A 20,144-nucleotide genomic window follows, 5' to 3' on the forward strand; every position below is an offset into this window, starting at 1 on the left:
TCGTGCGGGTGGTCAGGTGAGCAGTCGGGTGACAGTGCCGCCGAGGATGTCCGCCCGCTCGCCGGGGGTGATCCCGGGCAGGCACGCCTCGAGCACGTCCAGGGTGGCGGTGTACCCCGGGACGGCGTCGACCCACGGCCAGTCCGAGGCCCACAGGGTCCGGTCGGCGCCGAAGGCCGCGACCAGCCGCTGCGAGGTCTCGGCGAGGTCCGGGTACGGATGGTCCTGCGCCGAGAGGGCGTAGTGCCCCGAGAACATCAGGTGGGTACGCGGGTGCCTCGCCAGACCCTCGACCCGCTCGACCTCGGCCGGCGCCAGCGCGCCGTCGAACCGGGGGCGGCCGTGGGCGTCGACCCACATGCCCGAGGGTGCGAAGCCGAGGTGGTTGAGCACCACCGCCAGGTCGGGGACGAGGGCGCCGAGCGGCTCGAGCAGCGGCGCCTGCTCGGGCGGCAGGTAGCTCCACAGGGCGAGCCCGCGGCGGGCGAGCCACCTGAGGGTGGGGAGCATCGGCGAGTCCTCCAGGGGCCGGCCGGGATCTCCGAGCCACGTCGTCCGCAGCGCCCGGAAGGGGAACCCCTCCCACCGGCGCTCGAGGGCCTGCACCGGGTCGACGCCGGCGCGCCCCTGCTCGGCCTCGCCGGCGACCGCGACCGCCGCGACCGCCCACGGCGAGGTGGCGAGGGCACGACGCACCGGCTCGTCGTGGCGGTCGAGCGGCACGAGCACGGCGCCGTCGACCCCCGCCGCGCGCAGCCGTGCGCCGAGCGCGTCCACGGAGGCGGTCCGGTCGACGGGTACGAGCTCGTCGACGCCTCGGGCGACCCGGTCGGCACGCTCGAACACGTGCACGTGGGCGTCGACGACCGCGGTGCTCATCGCGGCCGCCGCACGACGAAGACCGCGACCGCGGCGATGATGATCAGCCCCCGCACGAGGTCGGTCCACGTGGAGGGGAGCTGGAGCAGGGTGATGGCGTTGGTGATCAGGGCCAGGAGGGCGACGCCACCGACCGTGCCGAGCAGGCTGCCGCGCCCCCCGAGGAGCGAGGTCCCACCGATGACGACCGCGGTGATCGCCGACAGCTCGAGACCGCTGCCGGCCGTCGGGGAGCCGATGGCCGAGCGTGCGGCGAGGAGGACCCCGGCGAGGCCCGCCAGCACCCCGGAGGTCACGTAGGCCCCGAGCAGCACCGGGCGGACGCGCACGCCGGCGGCCCGGGCGGCGTGCTGGTCGCCGCCGACCGCGTACAGGTGGCGCCCCCACGGGGTGCGCGCGAGGAGCAGCCAGACGGCCGCCACCGCCGCGACGAGGACGAGGAAGGGCGCCGGGACGGGCCCCAGGGTGGCGCGCGAGAAGTCGGTCAGCGCCGCGGTGACCCGGCCGGCCGGGGTGGCGCTGACGGTCAGGGCGACCCCGCTGACGAGGTAGAGCATGCCGAGGGTGACGATGAACGGGGGAAGCCTCGCGACGCTGACGAGCGAGCCGTTGAGCAGGCCCATCGCGGCCCCGAGCACGACCATGGCGACGATGACGGGCACCGTCCGGATGGGGTAGCCGTCGACGAGCACGGCCGTGAGCAACGAGGTCAGCGTGACCATGGAGCCGACGGACAGGTCGATGCCGCCCCCGAGGACCACGACGTGCTGCCCCAGGGCGACGAGCCCCAGGACGGCGGCCCCGGCGAGGACGGCCGCGATGTTGCCCGAGTTCCAAAAGCCCGTCCCGCGGGCGAACGTCAGCGCCAGGACGAGCGCAAGGACGATGACCCAGACGGCGCCACCGCGCCGGACGAGGCCGGAGAACGCGGCGAGCCGGGGGGCACGGGAGCCACGGGGGGCTGCGACGCTGGTCATGACGCGGTCCCCAGGGCCAGGTGCATGATCCGCTCGGCGCTGTCCGGGTCGCGGTGGACCTCCCCGACGACCGCGCCGTCCCGGAAGACGAGGACCCGGTGGGCCAGGCCGATGACCTCGGCCAGCTCGCTCGAGGCGATGACGATGGCCATCCCGCTCGCCGCGAGCTCGCGCACGATCCGGTAGATCTCGCTCTTGGCACCGATGTCGACCCCGCGGGTCGGCTCGTCGAGCAGCAGGACCCGGGGGGAGACGCGCAACCACTTCGCGATGGCGATCTTCTGCTGGTTGCCACCGGAGAGCTGGCGGGTGGGCTGGCCCGGGCCGGACGCCTTGATGCCCAGACGCTCGCGCTCCTCGTCGAAGGCGGCGTTCTCCCGGGCGGTGCGCACGAGCCCGGCCGAGCTGACCTGGCGCAGGTCCGTGAGGGTGATGTTCTGGGCGGCCGTGAGGTCGAGGACGAGGCCGTCGCGCTTGCGCTCCTCGGGGACGAGCGCGACACCCGCGGCGATCGCCCCGGTGAGCGAGCCGCGCACGCGCCGCCCACCCACGTCGACTCCCCCCTGGGAGCGGCCACGGGCCCCGGCCAGGGTGCGCAGGAAGCGGGAGCGGCCCGCCCCGACGAGCCCGGCGAGACCGACGATCTCACCGGCGCGCACCTCGAGGTGCGCCGGTGGTGCGCTCGAGCCGACCGGGACGAGGTCGCTGACCCGCAGGACGACCTCGCCGGCGGGCGGCGCGGGGTCGGGGAAGACCTGGTCGACCTGGCGGCCGACCATCTCGCGCACGATCCGGTCGGTGGTGTAGTCCGTGGCCGGGCCGGAGGAGACGACCTTGCCGTCGCGCAGCACCGTGAGGTCGTCGGCGAGGGCCGGCACCTCCTCGAGCAGGTGGGTGATGTAGACGACGGCGGTCCCCTCGGCGGCGATGGCGCGGACGACGTCGTGCAACGCCTGCAGCTTGTCGCCGGAGAGCACCGCCGAGGGCTCGTCGAGGATGAGCACGGAGCTGCGTCGGGCGATCGCGCGCGCGATCTCCACGAGCTGCTGGTTGGCCAGCGACAGCTCCCCGGTCCGGGTGCCGAGCGGCAGGTCCTCGAGGGAGACCCGCGCGAGGGCCGCCCGGGCGAGCTCTCGCTGGGCGCCCCGGTCGAGCAGGCCGCGGCGGGAGCGCTCCTGGCCGAGCAGGACGTTGTCGAGGACGCTCATCTCGGGGAGCACGGTGAGCTCCTGGTAGACCGGGACGATGCCGAGGCCGAGCGCCTCACGCGGCGCGCCGAGCCGCGTCTCCCGGTCCGCGACGACCACGGTCCCGGCATCGGGCGACTCGTCGCCGGTGAGGATCCGCACCAGCGTGGACTTGCCCGCACCGTTCTCCCCGAGCAGGGCGTGGACCCGGCCCGGCGCGCACGCGAGCGTGACGTCGTCGAGGGCCCGGACGCCCGGGAAGGACTTGGTCACTCCCCGGGCGCCCAGCGCGGTCTCGGGCATGGTGGGCTCCGCTCCTCGGTCCTCGGTGGTCAGGACGCCTTGCACATCTTGAGGTCCACGAGCAGGTCCTCGGGAGCGCTCGAGGGGACCAGCAGCCCTCCGTCGCAGTCGTCCCGGGCGTACTGCGCGCCGTCGGCATCGGTGAAGCTCGGGGAGTCGACGTAGACCTTGTCGAGCACCGGCTCGCCCTTGAGCAGGTCGAGGGCGGTGTCGAGGCAGGTGCTCGACATCTCCGGCGGGAAGGTCGAGAGCGCGTACTGGACGTCGGTGCCCTCGGTCGCCTGGATGAACTCGTTGATCGAGTCTCCCGTGATCGGCGGGACCGCCTTGCCGGCCTCCTGGTAGGCCTGGACCACGCCGAGCGCGCCGTAGCCGGAGTCGGACCAGATCGCGTCGAGGTCCGGGTAGCTGGCGATGAGGTTCTGCGCGACCGTCTTGGCCACGGTCGGCGACCACTGGGTGTACTGGGTCGTCACGATCTTGATGTCCGGGTACTTCGCGAAGGTCTTCTCCGCGGCCGCCTTCTGGTACTCCGCCGTCGGGACTCCGGCGAGGCCGGAGAGGATGGCGACCTTGCCCTTGCCACCGAGCTTCTCGGCGATCCACTCGGCGTAGGCCGAGCCGAGCAGGTCGTACTGGCGGGTCACGGTGGAGACGGCGCCGCTGGAGTCGGGCAGCAGACCCGAGCACAGCACGACCGGGATGTCCTGGTCCACCGCCGCCTTGACCTGACCGGAGATCCCGTCGCCCATCGGGACGACGACCATGGCGTCGGGGTCCTGGCTCGTCAGCTGCTGGATGTTGTCGACCTGGGTGGTGGCGTCCCCGTTGGCCGCGGCGTACAGGACGTCGACCCCGAGCTCCTTGGCGTGGTACTTCAGCGCCTCGTCGCTGAGGACGCCCCACGAGTTCGTCGGGCCCTGCGCGGCGAAGGCGATCCGGTAGCTGTCGCCCTGCTTGGGCTCGGCCTTCCACTGCTCGCCGTCGACCTGGCAGACGGTCTCGTCGACGGGTTCGAAGTCGGTGAGGCCGAAGGCCTCCTTGACCGAGGTCCACGAGGCGGTGTACTCCGCCTGGGCCTCGTCGGCGTTGATGCAGTCCTCGGCGGCCGAGGAGCCGGACGAGGAGGAGGAGCCCTCCTGCTCGGTGCTGCAGCCGGCTGCGACGAGCAGGGCGGCGAGACCGACGGTGGTGGTGAGGACGCGGCGGCGAGGACCGCGTCGTCGGGTGGGGTGGGTCATGTCGTGTCCTTCTCTCGTGCGGTGATTCGTGGGATTCGGACGGGTCGGCCCTGCATGAAGACCGCCAGGACGATGACTGCCCCCGAGACGACGAGCCGGGCCCCCGCGCCCGCCCCGAGCTGGATGAGCCAGGTGAGCAGCACGGCGAGCATCACCGTGCCGAGCAGCGTGTTGCCCACCCGTCCCCGCCCCCCGGTCAGGGCGACCCCGCCGATGACGGCGGCGGCGATCGAGTCGAGGTTGAGGCTGCGCACGAGCGCGGCGTCCACGTAGCCGATGTAGCTGGCGTTGACCATCCCCGCGACGACGCCGAGCAGGCTCGAGGCGACGTAGCAGCCGACGACGACGAGACCGGGGCGCACCCCGGAGAGCCGGGCGGCGTCGGGGTTGAAGCCGGTGGCGTAGACCCGCCGGCCGGCCGTCGTGCGCTCGAGGACGACGAGCGCGGCGAGCGCGAGCAGCGCGAAGACGACGACCGGGACCGGCACCTGCCCGAGGACGCGCCCCTGCCCGAGCCAGGACAGCCCGGCAGGGATCCGGCCCGAGGGGGCTCCACCGGTCCAGGCGATGACGACGCCCTGGACGAGCACGAGGGAGGCGAAGGTGGCCACGAACGGGGGCACGCCACGCAGGACGACGAGCCCACCGTTGAGCAGCCCGACGGCAAGGCCGGCGGCCAGGCTGAGCAGGACCCCGGCGACGAGCCGGCCGTCGGACCCGCCCGTGGTCACGGCGAGGACGACGGAGGTCATCGCCATGGCGCCGCTGATCGACAGGTCGATGCCGCCGGTGAGGAGCACCAGCGTCTGGCCCAGAGCGGCGATCCCGATGATGCCGACCTGGAACAGGACGATGCGCACGACGTCGGGGGTGTACATCTGCGGCGTCGTCACCGCCGCGAGGACGAGGACGAGCACGAGCCCGGCGAGGGGGGCGAGCACCGTCGACAGGCGGGTGAGCACCGAGGCGGACCCGGTCGTCGCGGTGGTCATCGCGGCTCCCCCGCTGTCGGGGCGCAGAAGGCGCGGGCGAGCTGCTCGTACAGGTCGGCCGCCTGGTGCACCGCGCGGACCGAGACCCACTCGTCGGCGCCGTGCGCGCGGGCGAGCAGCCCGGGGCCGAGAGCCGGTAGGCAGGGCGTCCCGAGGCCGGCGAGCCAGCTGGCGTCGGTGGTGCCGGGGAAGACGGACGTGGGGGGCCGGTGGCCGAGGACCGCGGCACCGGCGGCCTCGGCGGCCCGCACGAGCGCGCCGTCCGCCGGGACCAGGGGCGAGGCGTCGATCCAGTGCGCGGCCGTGGCGTCCGGGCGGACCTCGACGTCCGCGCCGTCGGCGCCCTCCCGGGCGCGCTCGGTGAGCTCGGCGAGGACGGCGCCGGGGGTCATCCCGGGCAGGGTGCGGACCTCGACGAGCGCGCTCACGTGGTCGGGGAGGACGCCGTAGCCCCAGCCTCCGCGGTAGGCGAGGCCGGCGTTGACCGTGGCGTTCCAGTCGCGGACCCCGGGCGGAGCCAGCGGGGTGACCAGCTCGGCGCCGTGGAGGCGGGTCACCGCGGCGGCGACGTCGGCTCCGGCGTTGCGCATCCCGAGGACGGAGGAGAGGCTGGAGTGGCCCTGCCGGGCGGAGGCCAGCACGTCGAAGCGCGCGAGACCCCGGCTGGAGACGTGGAGCCGGTCGAAGTCCTCGGCGATGCCACCGGGCTCGCCGATGACCATCCCGTCCGCAGCCAGCTCCACGGCGCGCCCGAGGAACTGCGAGCCGTAGACGGCGCCGTTCTCCTCGTCGGCGGTGAGCAGCAGGCTCAGGCGTCCGCAGCGCGGTGGCTCCTCGGCTAGCCGCTCGGCGGCCACGGTCATCGCCGCGACCCCGGCCTTCATGTCGCCCGAGCCGAGCCCGTAGAGGCGGTCGCCGTCGAGGTCGGCCCCGAACGGGTCGGCACTCCACGCGGCGTCGCCGACCGGCTTGGTGTCGAGGTGCCCACAGAGGACGAGATGCGCACCCCCGGCGCCGAAGTCGAGGGTGGTCAGCAGGTTGGGGCGTGTGGGGTCCAGGGCGTGCACCGTCGGCCGGGGCAGGCCGGCGTCGGTGAGGACGTCGGCCATCAGCGCGGCGACGGCCCGCTCGTCCCCGTCGACGACGGGGCTCGGGGTGCGGATGAGCTCGCGCGCGAGCTCGAGGACGTCGGTCACGACCGGCCTACTTGTACTTCTCGGCCCACTCGACGCCCTGCCAGGTCTGCATCGAGACCGGCTCGAGGCGGAAGAGCCAGCGCTGCTTGTCGAGGGTCGGCTCGAGGTACTTCGGTCCGTTCTCCCCGAGGTAGCGCAGCGACATCCGCTCGGCGATGGGCACCCAGGCGCCGCCGACGTTGGGCTCCTCGACGAGGTGAGCACGGCAGCGGGCCGACACCTTCCGCTGCCCGCCGTCCTCGTCGACCGTCAGGGCGCATCGCTCGTCGTCGGCGAGGAAGCGGGCCCAGGCCGACTTCCTGCGCGGCACGACCCAGAACGACGAGCCGTCCCACTCGTGCCAGCAGGGCACGACGTACGGCCACCCGTCGCCGTCGAGGCAGGCGAGCCGTGCGATGACGCCCTCGGCGAGGAAGCCGTCGAGCTCGCCGCCGCGCAGGGCGCCGATCTTGCCGCGCCAGCTCTGGTCCTGGTCGCTCACAGCGTCTCCAGGTCCGGCGTCGTGGGCTCCGTGGCGGGTCCATCGTCGTCCGGCCGGCTCGGCAGCCGGTGGCCGGCCCGGGCCGAGAGCTCCCGGGCGATCTCGACGACCCGTGGGCCGTAGCGTTCGACGTCCTCCCGCGAGAAGCGGTAGGCGGGGGCGGAGACCGAGAGCGCCGCGACCACCTCGCCGAGGTGGTCGAAGACGGGGGCCGAGACGCAGCGCACCCCCTCCTCGTTCTCGATGTCGTCGATGACGTAGCCACGCTCGACGCAGCGCTCGAGCTCGGCGAGCAGCGCCGCCCGCTCGGTGATGGTGTTCGGGGTACGCGCCTCGAGGGGCTCGTGCAGCAGCTCGTCGCGGCGGGCGGGCGAGGACCACGCGAGCAGGCACTTGCCGATGCCCGTCGAGTGCAGCGGGTTGCGCGAGCCGACCGTCGCGGCGGGGCGAACCGGCTGCGGACTGCTCACGGCCGCGACGTAGAGCACGCTCCCCCGGTCGAGGACGCCGAGGAAGCAGGTCTCGTCGGTCTCGGCGACGAGGGTCTCCATGAGGTCGAACGCGAGACGGGCGATGTCGAGCTGGGCGAGGAAGGCCTGCCCCCACGCGGCCGTCCGCGGCCCGAGGCCGTAGATCCCGCGCTCGTCCACCCGCACGATGTCGAGCTGGACGAGGACGTCGACGAGGCGGACGACCGTCGCGTGCGGCAGGCCGAGCTCGTCGACGAGGTCGGTGAGCCGCATCGGCCGCCCGCTCGCGGCGAGCAGGTCGACGACGGCCACACCCTTGACGAGGCCCTTCGCGGAACCGGAAATGGACGCCAGGTCCATTCTCATTTCGGACATGGCGTCCATAGTGGGCGGCCCGGGCCGCCGACGGAAGGGGCGGCGGGCTTCGTTACCCAGTGTTTACACGCGGGAGTGCGCCGGCCCGGCGCGCCCGGGGGCGGCGGGCGCGCCCGACCGTGTCGGAATGGTCACCCCGGTGTACGGCGGCGGCGAGTTTTCGGCAGGATGGGGGTGCCCCACCCGACCATCCACGGAGACCCGATGACCACCCTCGCTGCTCCCCTTCGTCCACGCGCCGTCCTCGCGGAGGCCGTGCTGCCGCAGTCGCTGACCCGCACGGGCGTCACTGTGGGGCTCGGTGCCCTGATCACCGCGCTCGCCGCGCAGGTCGCGCTGCCGATCCCGGGCTCGCCGGTTCCGGTGACCGGCCAGACGTTCGCGGTGCTGCTCGTCGGCGCGGCCCTCGGCCCGGCCCGGGGCGTGGCGAGCATGGCCCTCTACCTCGTCCTCGGCGCCGTCGGCCTGCCCGTCTTCACCGACGCCTCGGGCGGCGCGCACGTCCTCCTCGGCGCGACCGGCGGCTACCTCGTCGGCTTCCTCGCCGCTGCCGCGATCGCCGGCCACGCGGCCCGCCGCGGCCACGACCGCTCGGTCCTGCGCGAGCTGACCGTCGCGGTCGCCGCCTCGCTGACGATCTACGTCGTCGGTGTCGGCTGGCTCGCCCTCTCGACCGGGATGTCCCTCGGTGCGGCGATCGGCGCGGGCATGCTGCCCTTCCTCCTCGGTGACGCGCTCAAGGCGCTGCTCGCCGCCGGCGCCCTCCCCGGCGCCTGGAAGGTGGTCGGCGCGCTCGACTCGCGCCCCGACGCCTGACAAGCCGCCGAGCTCGAGCGGGCCGGGCGCCACAGGCCCTCGGCCCGCTCGGCCTGACATGACGACGTACCGGGCTCGACGAGCGACTCGTGAGCGGTTCGACCTGTGGTGGGCGCCCTCGGAGCCGACGGTGTGCCGACCCGCCGGCCGTCGCGACGGCCGACCTTGCTCGTCCCCGACGCCACCCGGCTGAGCCCCGCGGTGCTCGCCGGGTCCAGGGCAGGCCACCGGCGGGCATCCTCTTGTGCCACCCTCCCCCCTCGGACACACTGTGCTTGCGCCGCATGGGCGGCGAGGCGCCGTCCGGCGCGTCGAAGACATGAGGGGGACACGATGAAGGCATGGGGCAAGGCCGCACGCGGAGCGGCCGTGGCCGCGGTGGTCGTCGCGGGCGGCGTCGTGGTGACGCAGGGGTCCGCGTCGGCGGGGATCATGCGGGACTGCGTCCTGTACGAGAAGAGCTTCGGCTACGGCTACACGTGCGAGGAGGAGGTGGTCGGCACGCCCGAGAAGGGTCGTACCCTGGCCGCCGCCTTGTTCACCGGGCAGAACTTCACCGGCAAGCGGCTGCGGATCTGGAAGCTCGGCGGCGACTGCACCCGGCCCTACGACGGTGACGAGTTCGAGGCTCCACTCCCCGACGGTGACTACGCGCCGTTCGCCTACAACGTCGAGTCGATCCGCACCTTCAACTACTGCGACGTGCAGCTGTCGGCGGGCAACCGGGACAGCAAGTGGATCGACTACGCCCCGAACCTCAAGGACGGCTTCGCGATCAACTGGAACAACCGGGCGACGTACTTCTCCATCAGCTGAGGACACGCCGAAAGGTCGGCAGGCCGAACGAGGACCGCCCCCGCGGCCTGCCCGTCCGGCACCTCAGCGGGGTGCCCGCTCAGCAGCCGGCGGCAGCGGCGGGAACGGGGCGGCGGGAGCGGTCTGGTACCAGTACGCGACCGAGGAGTAGTCGTCGACCCTCTCGAACAGGCCGTGGTCCCACGCACCGATCTGTTGCACGGTGACGCGCAGTCGGTCGTGGAAGTGGATGGGGTCGGGCACGTGCCACCGGTAGAGCGCGTGCATCGCGGGCGCGTGGGTCGCGAACGGTGAGGCCGCCGTACGGTCCCGGTCGACGAACTGGGGGTACCCGCACCACGGTGCGCTGTAGGTGAGGATCGCGGGCTCGGGATGGGCACGCAGCTCGTCCTGGAAAGCCCAGGCCCCTCCGGCGTAGTCCTCCAGACCCGTCGAGCACAGGGTCGGCAGGTCCACGTCGTCATCGAGGAAGAACTTCACTTCCCCCTCCCCCCACCAGAACCGCTGGAGGGACGAGACGGCGATGAACGTGCCGAGGTAGGTGCCCGCGCCCCGGACGCCGTCGAGAATGACGTGGTCCTCGCCGGCCGCGGTCGTGCCGTTGGACCGGCGCCACTGGGCGTGGAAGGACATCGCCTGAGGACCCACGTCATCACCGACGGTGTAGTCGACCTGGTAGAAGACGTGCTCGATCGGGCCGGGGTGCTCGCTCGTCAGCGTCATGCGGGCGTGCTCGCGGAAGGGCATCTGGAAGTACGCGTTCATCCCGCCGGTCGGCGCCACCACGACGAGGTCGGACGTGACGAGGGCACGGTCGGCGAACCCGTTGCAGAAGAAGTCACCCAGAGGCACCTCGACGGCCGGGGCGTCGGCGCCGTCCCAGTAGACCCGCAGGACGAGGTCGCGCAGCACGAAGGGACCGGCGGCCGTGCGGTCGGGCACGGTGACCCATACGTGCCGGATGACCCCTGGCCCGTCGATGTCAGCCAGGGTGATGGTCTCCCCGGCGGCCAGGGGCAGGGCCGGCGATCCCTTGCGCCCGGGACCCAGCGGCGAGGGCGCCGAGGCGCCGGCACCCTCTCCGCCGGTCGGGTTCTCGGCGTTCGCGGATCGGCTACGGACGGTTGGCGGGCGTTCCCACAGGGAGGTCATGGCGAGTCCTCGAGAGGTCGGGGTGTGGTCGGACTGTCGGCGTGGCCGGGCACGGAACGGCTCAGTCGCCGCGGGTCGGTCACTTGACCGCGCCTGCGGTGACGCCCCGGCTCAGGGTGCGCTGGAAGATGACGAAGAACACGAGCGTCGGCAGCAGCGACAGGAGCGATCCGGCGTTGAGCACCGTGATGTCGATCGAGTACTGGCCCCGCAGCGTCGACAGGGCGATCGGCACGGTCTGGCTGGCTGGGTCGCTGAGCAGGACGAGGGGGATGTAGAACTCGTTCCACGTCCAGATGAAGAAGAACACGACGAGCACGCCCATGGTGGGGCGGAGCAGCGGGGCGACGATGCGCACGAGGATCTGCCGCCGGTTGGCACCGTCCAGCCGTGCCGCCTCGAGCAACTCGACGGGGACGGTCGCCATGACGCTCGAGAGCAGGTACGTGGCGAACGCGCCTTGGAGCACGGAGAAGACGATGATGACCGACCAGACGGTGTTGAGCGTCCCGGTTGCCTGAGCGCCGTAGAACAGGGGGTAGATGAGGGCCTCCTGCGGAAGCATCGTCGCCAGCAGGAGGACGGCGAGGAGGCCCCCACCGCCACGCACCCGGCCGACGCCGATCGAGTACGCCGCCAACAGCCCGAGCACGACACCGACCACGGCGACGACGCTGCTGATGAGGATGGAGTTCCACAGGGCCACGGGGTAGTCGACCCGGCCGAGGTACCCGCGGACCGACTCCAACGTCCAGGCCTCGGGCCAGGACAGCGGTCCGTGGGTGCTGTAGTCCGTACCGCTCCGGAAGGCGTTGACGACCAGGAGCAGGAAGGGGAGTGCCGTGGCCAGTGCCATGAGTCCGACGACGGCCAGCACCCCCCAGCGCGTGAGCTGCTCACGCGGGGTCCGCCGGCGCCTGCGCTTCTCGGCAGGGCGCACCGGGCGGCTCCTGGAGAGAGCCGTGTCTGACGGGATGCTCATCATGCCTCCTGACGGTCCGCGCGGCGCTGCCAGACGAGCAGGAGGCTGGCCGCGGCGAAGATGATGACGGACATGACGGTCGAGATGGTGGAGCCGTAGCCGACGCGGGAGAGCTCGAAGAAGTTGCGGTAGCTGTAGTACGAGGGCACGACGGTCGAGTTCTCCGGTCCTCCGGCAGTGAGAATGAGGATTGGAGCAAAGACCTTGAGCGAGTTGACCGTTGCCGTGAGGACGACGACGAACACCTCGGGCCGGATCTGGGGGACGGTGATGTGGCGGAACCGGCTGAGCCAGCCGGCGCCGTCGAGCTCGGCGGCCTCGTAGAGCTCCGGGTCGACCCGCTGCAGCGCCGCCATGAAGATGACGACCGGGTAGCCGATCTGGAGCCAGATGAGCATGAGCATCACGGAGTAGAGCGCGACATCGGGGTCGCCGAGCCAGTCGGGTGTCCGGTCCAGGCCGAGGAGCTGCAGGCCGACGGTGAGCACTCCTTCCCGGGAGTCCAGCACCCACGCCCAGATGAACCCGGCCACGGCGATGGGCACGATCTGGGGCAGGTAGAAGGTCGCTCTGAGCACAGCTGCGGTCCGGGCCCCGAACTGCTTGCCCAGGTAGTCGAAGAGAACCGAGGCCAGGAGCAGCCCGACGAGCGTGGGGACGACGACGACGGCGACGATCATGTAGAGCGAGTTGCCGAGGGAGGTCCAGAACTCGTGGTCGGTCGCCAAGGTGCGGTAGTTGTCCAGGCCGGTCCAGGACATCGGTGCCTGGCCACCTCGCCACCGGTGCAGGCTGACCCAGACGTTGGCGACGAACGGCACCGCGACGACTGCAGTGAAGCCGACGAGCATGGGGGCGAGGTAGAGCCAGTAGCTGCCGCCGCGTGCTCCTCGGCGGTGCTGTCCTCGGGGGACGCGCTGCGTCGACATCTGCGGTGTGGTCATGCGGGTCTCCTTGGCCCTGGCCGTCGCGACCGCCCGGGCCCGCGGGGGCCCGGGCGGTGGCGGCTCACGGAACCTGGCTCTCCTTGCCCTCGTCGTAGAAGGCCTGCAGCTTCTCCAGGTACTCGGAGGCGTTCTCGTTCTGGTTCGACATCGCCTGCATGTTGCTCTGGATGAAGTCCAGGAAGCCGGGAACCGGGTAGTCGGGGTAGTAGGAGATCGCGTCCTGGTCGACGAGCTCGTTGAACCGCTCGCTGAGCGCCCGGACGCGCTCGTCGTCGATCTGGGAAGGGTCGCCGGCAAGGGGCAGGCCGCCGTTCTTCCCGATGACGTTCTGGACCTCGGGGCTCAAGGTCGTCTCGATCCAGTCGTAGGCGAGGTCCTTGTTGTCAGACTTCGCCGGGACGCCCCACAGGTGGCCGGAGGAGCCCATGACGAGGTTGGCCCCGGGCATGGTGAACGTGCCCCAGTCGAAGCTGGCGTCCTTGGTGATCCGGGCGAACTCACCGTTGTTCCAGATGAGCATCGCCGTGTTGCCCCGCAGGAAGTTGACGGTGGCCTGCTCGTAGGAGAGGCCTCCGAGGTTCTTGCCGACGTATCCCTTGTCGATCCACTGGGCGAACGTCTCGGTGCCCTCGGCCCAGGGATCCGCGGAGAAGTCGACGTCGTCGCGCAGGAACATGAAGTCGTCGATCTGGTCGCGGTCCGCGAGTGCGGAGACGAGTGAGTACCAGACCCACATCTGGTTGAAGCCCTGGCTCGTCGACGCCGAGCTCGAGATGGGCGTGACGCCTTGGGCGAGGAGCTTGTCCATCATCGCCTCGAAGCCGTCGAGGTCCGTGGGGATCTCGGTGATGCCGGCCTTCTCGAAGACGTCCTTGTTGTAGTAGAACATCACGTACTCACCGAAGTTGGGGATGCCGTACCACTCACCCTCGCCGGCGTTCCCGTTCTCGTCGTAGCGGGCGAAGGCGGCCATGGGGCCGGTGACCTTCTCGTCCCAGCCCCGCTCGCTGACCTCGTCGGTCAGGGGCTCGAGCAGACCCTGGGCGGCGAGCTGGCCCCCGTCGGCGTTTCCCTTGTTGAACTCGATCACGTCCGGGACGTCGTTGCCGGCCAGGAGGATCTTGGCGTTCTGGCGGACGGCGTCGAAGCTCGTCTGCTGGAAGTCCACCGTCACATCGGGGTGGTCCTCCTTGAAGATCTCCACAGCCTTGGCCCAGCCCTGGCCCTGAGCAGTCGTGGGGTCCTCGTACTGGACGATCGTGAAGGTGTCGCCGGAGTTGTCGCCCGCCTCGGAGTCCCCGCCACACGCGGCAAGAAACCCGCTGAGGCCGAGGACGGTGACGGCGACGACCCCGGTGCGGAGGCGTCGTGTCGATCTCATGGTGCTGTCCTTTCGATGGGTGCGCTGGGGTCGGCGGCAGGGGGCGCAACGGTTGAGCGCTCCACGAGGCCGCACGGGATGCGTTCGACGACGGGTGCGTCGTCGGTCTCGCCCCTGATCCGGGCGATGACCCGGCGTGCCGCCCATTCGCCCATGGCGTCATGGGGCAGCTGGACCGTGGTCAGGCCGGGGATCATCGCGTCGGCGACGTACTGCTGGTTGTCGAAGCCGACGAGGGAGAGGTCTTCCGGGATCCGCAGCCCGTGGTGTGACGCCACCTGCGAGACAGTGAGGGCGATCTGGTCCGAGAAGCAGAAGATCGCGGTCGGGCGGGTCGGCCGGGTCAGGAGTGCCTCGGCGGCGGGCACCGCCGACCGGCTGGAGGGGTCGGGCGCCTCCACCTGCAGGTCGGGGTCGGGCTGGATCCCCGCGCCGCGCAGCGCGTTCTCGTACCCGGCTCGGCGCAGCCGCGCAGCGACGTACGTGTCCCCGGCAACCCCGATCATCGCGATCCGCCGGTGGCCGGCGGCGATGAGGTGCTCGGTGGCGGCCGTTGCGCCCCCCACCTCGTCGGGGACGACACCGTCGGCACTGTCGGGGTCGTCGGGCCAACCGTCGAGGACGACCGTCGGAACGCTGGCAGGAACCGGGGGGACGACGACCTCGCGGTGGAAGTCGGCGGCCACGACGAGCGCCTCGACGTCACGCTGGAGGAGAGACTGGGTGGCGGGCGTGTCGAGCCGACGGTCACCACCGGTGTCGATGACGAGGAGGAGGAACCCCTCCTCCCACGCGGCGCGCTGGGCACCGGCCAGCATCGGCCCGGCAAAGGGGACCGTCGCCACGCGGTCGGCGAGCAGGCCGAGGGTGTGGCTGCGCTTCGTCTTCAGCCCCCGGGCGAGCAGGTTGGGAACGTACCCGAGTTCCTCTGCCCGGTCTCGGATCCGCTGGGCGACGGCGCTGTTGACCCGGCCCTGGTCCCGGTTGTTGAGGACGAGCGAGACGGTCGACACGGAGACACCGAGCTCGGCTGCGATGTCCTTCATCCTCACCATTGAGTGGCTCCTCGACCTCACCGCGATCGACGTCGAACGATTGACGTGGACCTGGGAACGACCGTAGAAACGTCAAACGCGTTGACGCAAGCACGCGGAGCAGGGCGTTCCGCCCACGGTCGGGGGGCCCCCTCCTCGCCCGTCAGGGCGGGTCCCGCGGTGGGCCACACTGCCCGCGCCACCGGGGTCGAGGGCAGCAGGCGTGCGCGAGAGCGGCCTCAGGACCGGTCGAGCCGGTGCTCGACGGTGTCGAGCATGGCCTCGACCCGCTTGTAGGTGTCGCTCGGGTACGCCCCGATGTCCCGTTCGGTGAGGAGGGCGTCGCGCATCGCGTCGAGGTAGCGGCGCTGGAGGATGAGCATCTGCTCGACGGCTCCGGGATGCTCGTCGAGGTGCCCGGCCCCGGCGAGCAGACGGGGCAGGACCTCCTCCCGCAGCCGGCTGGCCAGCGCCGGGTCGACCGGCTCACCGTCGATCGTCTGCTCCTCGACCGGGCCGACGGCGTCGACGGCACTCTCGCCGACCTGGCGCAGCAGCGCCTGTACGGCATCCCGCCGCTCGACCCCGTCCGCCGAGCGGAAGTCCATCCGGGCGATGAGCCACGGCAGGGTCAGCCCGAACAGGACGAGGGTGACCAGGGCGACGAGGAAGGCGGCGAGGACGACGGTGGCGCGCTGGGGCGTGCCCTCGGGGATGGTCTGGGCGGCGGCGACGGTGACGACGCCGCGCATCCCGGCCCAGGCCAGGACGAGGTAGCCGCGTCCGGTGATCGGCTCGCGCTGCTCGAAGTCGACGTCGGCGCGACCGCGCGCGAGGCGTCGCCGGGCCCAGCCGAGCCGGGACGCCTCCCGCTCGTCGGCGGGCGGGGACATCGCGTCGAGCTTCTCCTCGAACGCGTCGTACCGGGCGCGTAGCGCCTCCCCTCGGTCACTGCCCCGGGCGGCGCGACCGGTGAGGGCCGGCCAGAGGAGGCCGACGAAGCGCAGGACGAGAAGGAGGGCGACGACGACCACGACGAGCGCGCTGATCCGCCCGACGGTCGTCTCGTCGTGGGCGGCCTCGAGCAGCTGCGGGAGCTGGTAGCCCATGCCGAGGAAGACCGCGCTCTCGAGGACGAAGCTCGCCGTGGTCCACGTCGTCGCCTGGGTCTGGCGGTCGCGGGCGCTGAACCGCCGGCTGCCGAGGGTGCCGGTGACCAGGCCCGCGACGACCACCGCGAGGACCCCGGAGACGCCCGCCTCCTCCGCGGGCACGAACGCGAGGAACGGGACGGCGAAGGAGATCGTCGTGTTGAGCACCGGGTCGTCGAGGCGCTGGCGCAGCAGCACCGTCAGCCACCCCACGGCGAGGCCGATGCCGACCGCGCCGGCGACGGCCCAGACGAAGTCGACCGCCGTCGACCAGACCGTCAGGCCGCCGGCGGCGGTGAGAGCGGCCGTGGCGGTGCGCAGCACGACGAGCGCGGAGGCGTCGTTGACCAGGCTCTCCCCCTCGAGCACGGTCATCAGCCGCGGCGGCAGCCCGAGGCGGCGGCCGATGGCGGTCGCGGCGACGGCGTCGGTCGGGCTGACCACGGCGCCGAGCGCCACGCCGAGGGCGAACGGGATGCCGGAGAAGAGCAGGTGCACGACGGCGCCGATGACCACGGCCGAGACCACGACCATGACGATGGACAGCCAGCCGATGAGCGAGACGTTGCGCCGCACGTCGAGCACCGGAAGGTTGACCGCCGAGGCGTACAGCAGCGCCGGGAGGACGCCGGCGAGCACCACCTCGGGCGAGATGTCCACCGTCGGGGCGCCCGGCAGGTAGCTCGCGCCGATCCCCAGGACGGCGAGGAGCAGCGGGGTCGCGATCCCCGTGCGGCGCGAGAACACCGACGCGGCGACCATGATGGCGAGCGCCGCACCGACGACGAGCAGCAGCTGGTGGTTCATCCCCTCGCCCCTCGCGTCTCGAGGTCTTCCCTGGTCGGGCGGGCCTCTCCGCCCGACCATTCCGGACGTCGCGATCCTAGGGCGGCGCGACGAGCAGCGCCCGGCCGCCGCTCGCTGCCGGGCTTCGGGGCCGTCCGGTACGCCGGTCGACCACGGGGCGCAGGGGTCTCGCGGTATGGTCGTGGGAGGACAAAATACTCTTGTCCAAGACGATCTCATCTCGTAGTATCTCTTCCATGCCCTCGAGACCGGCTTCTCCCTGGACCGCGCCGATGCCCCCCGCCAGGCCACCCGGCGACATGGGGCTCTGGCAGCTGCCGACGGGCACGTACAGCACGCGCGCCGCCCTCGCGGTCACTGGAGGCTCGCCGTTCGAGCAACGCGCCTTCGCGGCCACCGCGGTCCTGGTGAGGCACCCGCTCGGGGACCTGCTCGTCGATGCTGGCTTCGGTGCTGCTGTCGACGAGCACGTCGCGATGCTCGCCAGGATGGAGCGGCCCCCCTACCACCGCGCCGGTACCGCCCGGGCGCAGCTCGAAGCGGCCGGCTACGACTTCAGACGTCTGCTCGGTGTCGTGGTGACCCATGTGCACTGGGACCACGTCAGTGGCCTCGACTCGCTGGACGCCCCCGTCTGGATGAACTCCGCAGAGGCCGGCTACGGCGCCGAGGACAAGCACGGCGCCGTCTACCGGGCCGTGTCGGAGACGACCGCCACTCGCAGCTACGAGATGGCCGACGGGCCCTACCTGGGGTTCCCCGCCAGCTGGGACGTCCACGGGGACGGGTCCGTCGTGATCGCCCACGCAGGGGGTCACACCCCAGGTTCCGTCGTGGTCTTCGTCGCGCTGCCCTCGGGCGAGCGCTACGGCTTCATCGGCGACCTGACCTGGCAGCTCGACGGCATCACCCGCGGGGCAGAGCGGCCGTGGTTCATGCGACGGGTCGCCGACGTCGATCCCGAGCTGGTCCGGACCGGGCTCGAGCGCAGCATCGCGCTGCGGGACGTCGTCCACATCGTCCCCGCGCACGACGTGTCCGCGTACGACCCCATCCCGCGCCTGGAGCAGGTCGACCCGTCCGGGACGGTGGACGCATGAGCGACCCCGTGGCCCCGCGGATCGTCGACGCGTCCTCCGGCTCGCTCGAACAGAGCCAGCCGAGCCTCGGGCCCGGCCCGGAGTCGGAGATCACGTGGCTGCTGCATCGGGCCGCGCAGCGACTGCGCTCCGTCACCGGCGACGTGGCGGAGCGACACGGGCTCTCGATGCGTGACTTCATCGTCCTGAGCGCTCTCCATCTCTCCCCGGGCATGACCCAGGTCGAGCTCGGCAGGGCGGTCGGGATGGACAAGACGACACTGACGAGCGAGCTGGACCGGCTCGAAGGCTTCGGGCTCGTCATGCGTACCGTTGACCCCCGGGACCGACGGGCTCGCGCACTGAATGTGACCCCGACGGGGGAAGAGCGGCGACGCGTCGTCGCCGACGCGACCGAGCGGGCAGAGTCCGAGGCGCTCGCGGCTTTCGACCACGACGACGTCCTACGCCTGCGCCGCATGTTGTTCGAGCTCATCGGCCCCCACCAGGACAAGGGGACGTGCTTGTGACCAGGGAGACGACGGAAGACCGGATCTCCCGCGGACGGCGCATCTACGCCCGCAACCTCGGCATCCCCGAGGCGGAGGCCGAGACGCGGATGTCCGCGCTCGCCGGCCATGAGTTCGTCCGGGAGGCGTACCTCGCAGCAGGAGGCACGTCGTGGAGCAGCCCCGAGCTGTCGGACCGCGACCGAGCCCTCGCGGTCGTCGCTGCCCTCGTGGCACAGCACGTCGTGGACGAGCGGCTGGACCCGTACCTGGCGCTGGCCCGCGGGGCCGGCGTCACCGAGGACGGGCTCGACGCACTGATGGTGCTCCTGAGCGCCTATCTCGGTCAGCCTGCGACCTCGCGTGGGGCTGCGGCGGTCCACCGCACCAGGTCGGCCCGCGACGACTGACCAGCGGGCAGCGTCACCGAGCGCTTCGCTGGCCGTCCTGAAAACCGCGGTGCCCGGCCCGGCCCACCCCACGAGACCGCAGCTTGGGCGACCCCACCCCACCCCCGTCGTCCGGGAAAAACCGGGGGAACGTCGCGTCGCCGCGCGGAGTCGTACCTGTGTCTGAGAGCTGGCGGGGGGACTCGAACCCCCAACCACCTGTTTACAAGGCCTCCTGAATCCGTAGCTCAGACACGCCCTGACCTGCAACAACGCGCACGAAAGCAATAGCACCGAGGGTCCCCGTGCGATCCACGTGCGATGCGAGTGCATGCTCGGGGCCACTTCTGACCCCTCATCGCCGGCTCGTCAACCACGGCCACATTCGTGATCCGGTCATCCGTGCACCGGCCGGCCGTCGAGCGCACCCGCCGACTCCGACCGGAGGACCAGGCCCACCGCCACGTAGAGGAGCCCCCAGACGACGGCGACGAGCCCGAGCACGATCGCGATGCCGACCGCGCCGCGGCCCGGGTTGGCCATGAGCAGGATTCCCAGCAGCCAGCTGACGATACCGCCCGCGACGACGAGCCAGCGCAGCATCATCGCGGGGGACCCGAGGGCGTCGACGATCTCGACGATGCCGCGGACGGCCAGCCACACCCCGAGCGCCCAGGTGACGGCGGTGACCGCGAGCGCCGGGCTGAAGACCGCCACGATGCCCGCAACCGTGGCTACGGCCGCGACGACGAGGACGAGCACGCGCTTCCACGTCGCGGCGTCCGAAGCGGCGGCCTGGCCCACGAGGCCGACGCCGTCGACGATCGCCCACACCCCCCAGACGACGCCGAGCACCCCGATCGTCAGACCGGGCCACACGATCGCGAGGACACCGACAACGAAGGCGACCACCCCCCGCGCGACGTACGTCAGCCATGCCGGACGAGCGGGACGGGGGACGAGACCTGGGTCGGACATGG

Annotated in this window: 20 protein-coding genes; 5 read left to right on the top strand and 15 right to left on the bottom strand. The window is 72.1% G+C overall.

Going from position 1 to position 20,144, the window contains the following annotated elements; all coding sequences use genetic code 11:
- Positions 1-12 precede the first annotated feature (12 nt).
- From G8D98_RS08840 to G8D98_RS08875, 8 genes are read right to left on the bottom strand one after another with little or no spacing between them, the layout of a single operon-like run.
- Positions 13-879, bottom strand: a complete 867-nt coding sequence (locus G8D98_RS08840) for an amidohydrolase family protein (protein ID WP_166101818.1) — start codon at positions 877-879, stop codon at positions 13-15.
- Positions 876-1,856, bottom strand: coding sequence for an ABC transporter permease (locus G8D98_RS08845; RefSeq protein WP_166101819.1), 981 nt, complete (start codon positions 1,854-1,856; stop codon positions 876-878). The genes G8D98_RS08840 and G8D98_RS08845 overlap by 4 nt, the downstream gene beginning before the upstream one ends.
- Complete coding sequence (locus G8D98_RS08850; protein WP_166101822.1) at positions 1,853-3,346, bottom strand: sugar ABC transporter ATP-binding protein; 1,494 nt, start codon at positions 3,344-3,346, stop codon at positions 1,853-1,855. Before G8D98_RS08850 ends, G8D98_RS08845 begins: the two co-directional genes overlap by 4 nt.
- Before the next feature lie 29 nt (positions 3,347-3,375).
- Entirely contained in the window at positions 3,376-4,587 is a 1,212-nt protein-coding gene (locus tag G8D98_RS08855; protein ID WP_166101824.1) for a substrate-binding domain-containing protein, read from the bottom strand.
- The gene (locus G8D98_RS08860) at positions 4,584-5,579 is read right to left on the bottom strand and encodes an ABC transporter permease (protein ID WP_166101826.1); all 996 of its coding nucleotides are present in this window, start codon (positions 5,577-5,579) and stop codon (positions 4,584-4,586) included. The genes G8D98_RS08855 and G8D98_RS08860 overlap by 4 nt, the downstream gene beginning before the upstream one ends.
- Positions 5,576-6,775, bottom strand: coding sequence for a M20 family metallopeptidase (locus G8D98_RS08865; RefSeq protein WP_166101829.1), 1,200 nt, complete (start codon positions 6,773-6,775; stop codon positions 5,576-5,578). The genes G8D98_RS08860 and G8D98_RS08865 overlap by 4 nt, the downstream gene beginning before the upstream one ends.
- A 7-nt stretch (positions 6,776-6,782) precedes the next feature.
- Positions 6,783-7,256 (bottom strand): pyridoxamine 5'-phosphate oxidase family protein, encoded by a 474-nt coding sequence (locus tag G8D98_RS08870; protein ID WP_166101832.1) that lies wholly within the window; start codon positions 7,254-7,256, stop codon positions 6,783-6,785.
- Positions 7,253-8,101, bottom strand: a complete 849-nt coding sequence (locus tag G8D98_RS08875; protein ID WP_166101834.1) for an IclR family transcriptional regulator — start codon at positions 8,099-8,101, stop codon at positions 7,253-7,255. The genes G8D98_RS08870 and G8D98_RS08875 overlap by 4 nt, the downstream gene beginning before the upstream one ends.
- Before the next feature lie 168 nt (positions 8,102-8,269).
- On the opposite strand from G8D98_RS08875, the gene G8D98_RS08880 reads away from it, so the two are divergent.
- The gene (locus G8D98_RS08880; RefSeq protein WP_223179079.1) at positions 8,270-8,917 is read left to right on the top strand and encodes a biotin transporter BioY; all 648 of its coding nucleotides are present in this window, start codon (positions 8,270-8,272) and stop codon (positions 8,915-8,917) included.
- A gap of 333 nt (positions 8,918-9,250) precedes the next feature.
- Positions 9,251-9,733 (top strand): hypothetical protein, encoded by a 483-nt coding sequence (locus tag G8D98_RS08885; protein WP_166101836.1) that lies wholly within the window; start codon positions 9,251-9,253, stop codon positions 9,731-9,733.
- Between the two features lie 63 nt (positions 9,734-9,796).
- Here the strand turns inward: G8D98_RS08885 and G8D98_RS08890 are convergent, their stop codons facing one another.
- The 6 genes from G8D98_RS08890 to G8D98_RS08915 form a co-directional block, all read right to left on the bottom strand.
- Entirely contained in the window at positions 9,797-10,885 is a 1,089-nt protein-coding gene (locus tag G8D98_RS08890; RefSeq protein WP_166101839.1) for a glycoside hydrolase family 172 protein, read from the bottom strand.
- Positions 10,886-10,964: 79 nt separating this feature from the next.
- The gene (locus tag G8D98_RS08895) at positions 10,965-11,861 is read right to left on the bottom strand and encodes a carbohydrate ABC transporter permease (protein ID WP_166101990.1); all 897 of its coding nucleotides are present in this window, start codon (positions 11,859-11,861) and stop codon (positions 10,965-10,967) included.
- A 5-nt stretch (positions 11,862-11,866) separates the two neighbouring features.
- Positions 11,867-12,718, bottom strand: a complete 852-nt coding sequence (locus tag G8D98_RS08900; RefSeq protein WP_166101993.1) for a carbohydrate ABC transporter permease — start codon at positions 12,716-12,718, stop codon at positions 11,867-11,869.
- Positions 12,719-12,875: 157 nt separating this feature from the next.
- On the bottom strand, positions 12,876-14,195 hold the full coding sequence (locus G8D98_RS08905; protein ID WP_166101842.1) for an ABC transporter substrate-binding protein: 1,320 nt from the start codon (positions 14,193-14,195) through the stop codon (positions 12,876-12,878).
- Positions 14,192-15,241, bottom strand: a complete 1,050-nt coding sequence (locus G8D98_RS08910) for a LacI family DNA-binding transcriptional regulator (RefSeq protein WP_229661825.1) — start codon at positions 15,239-15,241, stop codon at positions 14,192-14,194. The genes G8D98_RS08905 and G8D98_RS08910 overlap by 4 nt, the downstream gene beginning before the upstream one ends.
- A gap of 227 nt (positions 15,242-15,468) precedes the next feature.
- A complete protein-coding gene (locus G8D98_RS08915; RefSeq protein ID WP_166101845.1) occupies positions 15,469-17,187 on the bottom strand; it encodes a cation:proton antiporter in 1,719 nt (572 codons plus the stop codon).
- 272 nt (positions 17,188-17,459) lie between these two features.
- Here G8D98_RS08915 and G8D98_RS08920 point away from each other — a divergent pair, with 272 nt between their 5' ends.
- The 3 genes from G8D98_RS08920 to G8D98_RS08930 are packed head-to-tail and all read left to right on the top strand — an operon-like array spanning position 17,460 to position 19,185.
- Positions 17,460-18,287, top strand: a complete 828-nt coding sequence (locus G8D98_RS08920; protein ID WP_229661824.1) for an MBL fold metallo-hydrolase — start codon at positions 17,460-17,462, stop codon at positions 18,285-18,287.
- The gene (locus G8D98_RS08925; protein ID WP_166101848.1) at positions 18,284-18,796 is read left to right on the top strand and encodes a MarR family winged helix-turn-helix transcriptional regulator; all 513 of its coding nucleotides are present in this window, start codon (positions 18,284-18,286) and stop codon (positions 18,794-18,796) included. The genes G8D98_RS08920 and G8D98_RS08925 overlap by 4 nt, the downstream gene beginning before the upstream one ends.
- Positions 18,793-19,185 carry a carboxymuconolactone decarboxylase family protein gene (locus G8D98_RS08930; RefSeq protein ID WP_229661823.1) on the top strand — a complete coding sequence of 131 codons (393 nt, stop codon included), beginning with the start codon at positions 18,793-18,795 and terminating at the stop codon, positions 19,183-19,185. The genes G8D98_RS08925 and G8D98_RS08930 overlap by 4 nt, the downstream gene beginning before the upstream one ends.
- 375 nt (positions 19,186-19,560) lie before the next feature.
- On the opposite strand, the gene G8D98_RS08935 is transcribed toward G8D98_RS08930, so the two are convergent.
- Positions 19,561-20,142: an HdeD family acid-resistance protein gene (locus G8D98_RS08935; protein ID WP_166101850.1), complete on the bottom strand. Its 582-nt coding sequence runs from the start codon at positions 20,140-20,142 to the stop codon at positions 19,561-19,563.
- Between the last annotated feature and the right edge of the window lie 2 nt (positions 20,143-20,144).

The sequence above is a fragment of the Phycicoccus endophyticus genome (assembly GCF_011326735.1).
Taxonomy (GTDB): Bacteria; Actinomycetota; Actinomycetes; order Actinomycetales; family Dermatophilaceae; genus Phycicoccus; species Phycicoccus endophyticus.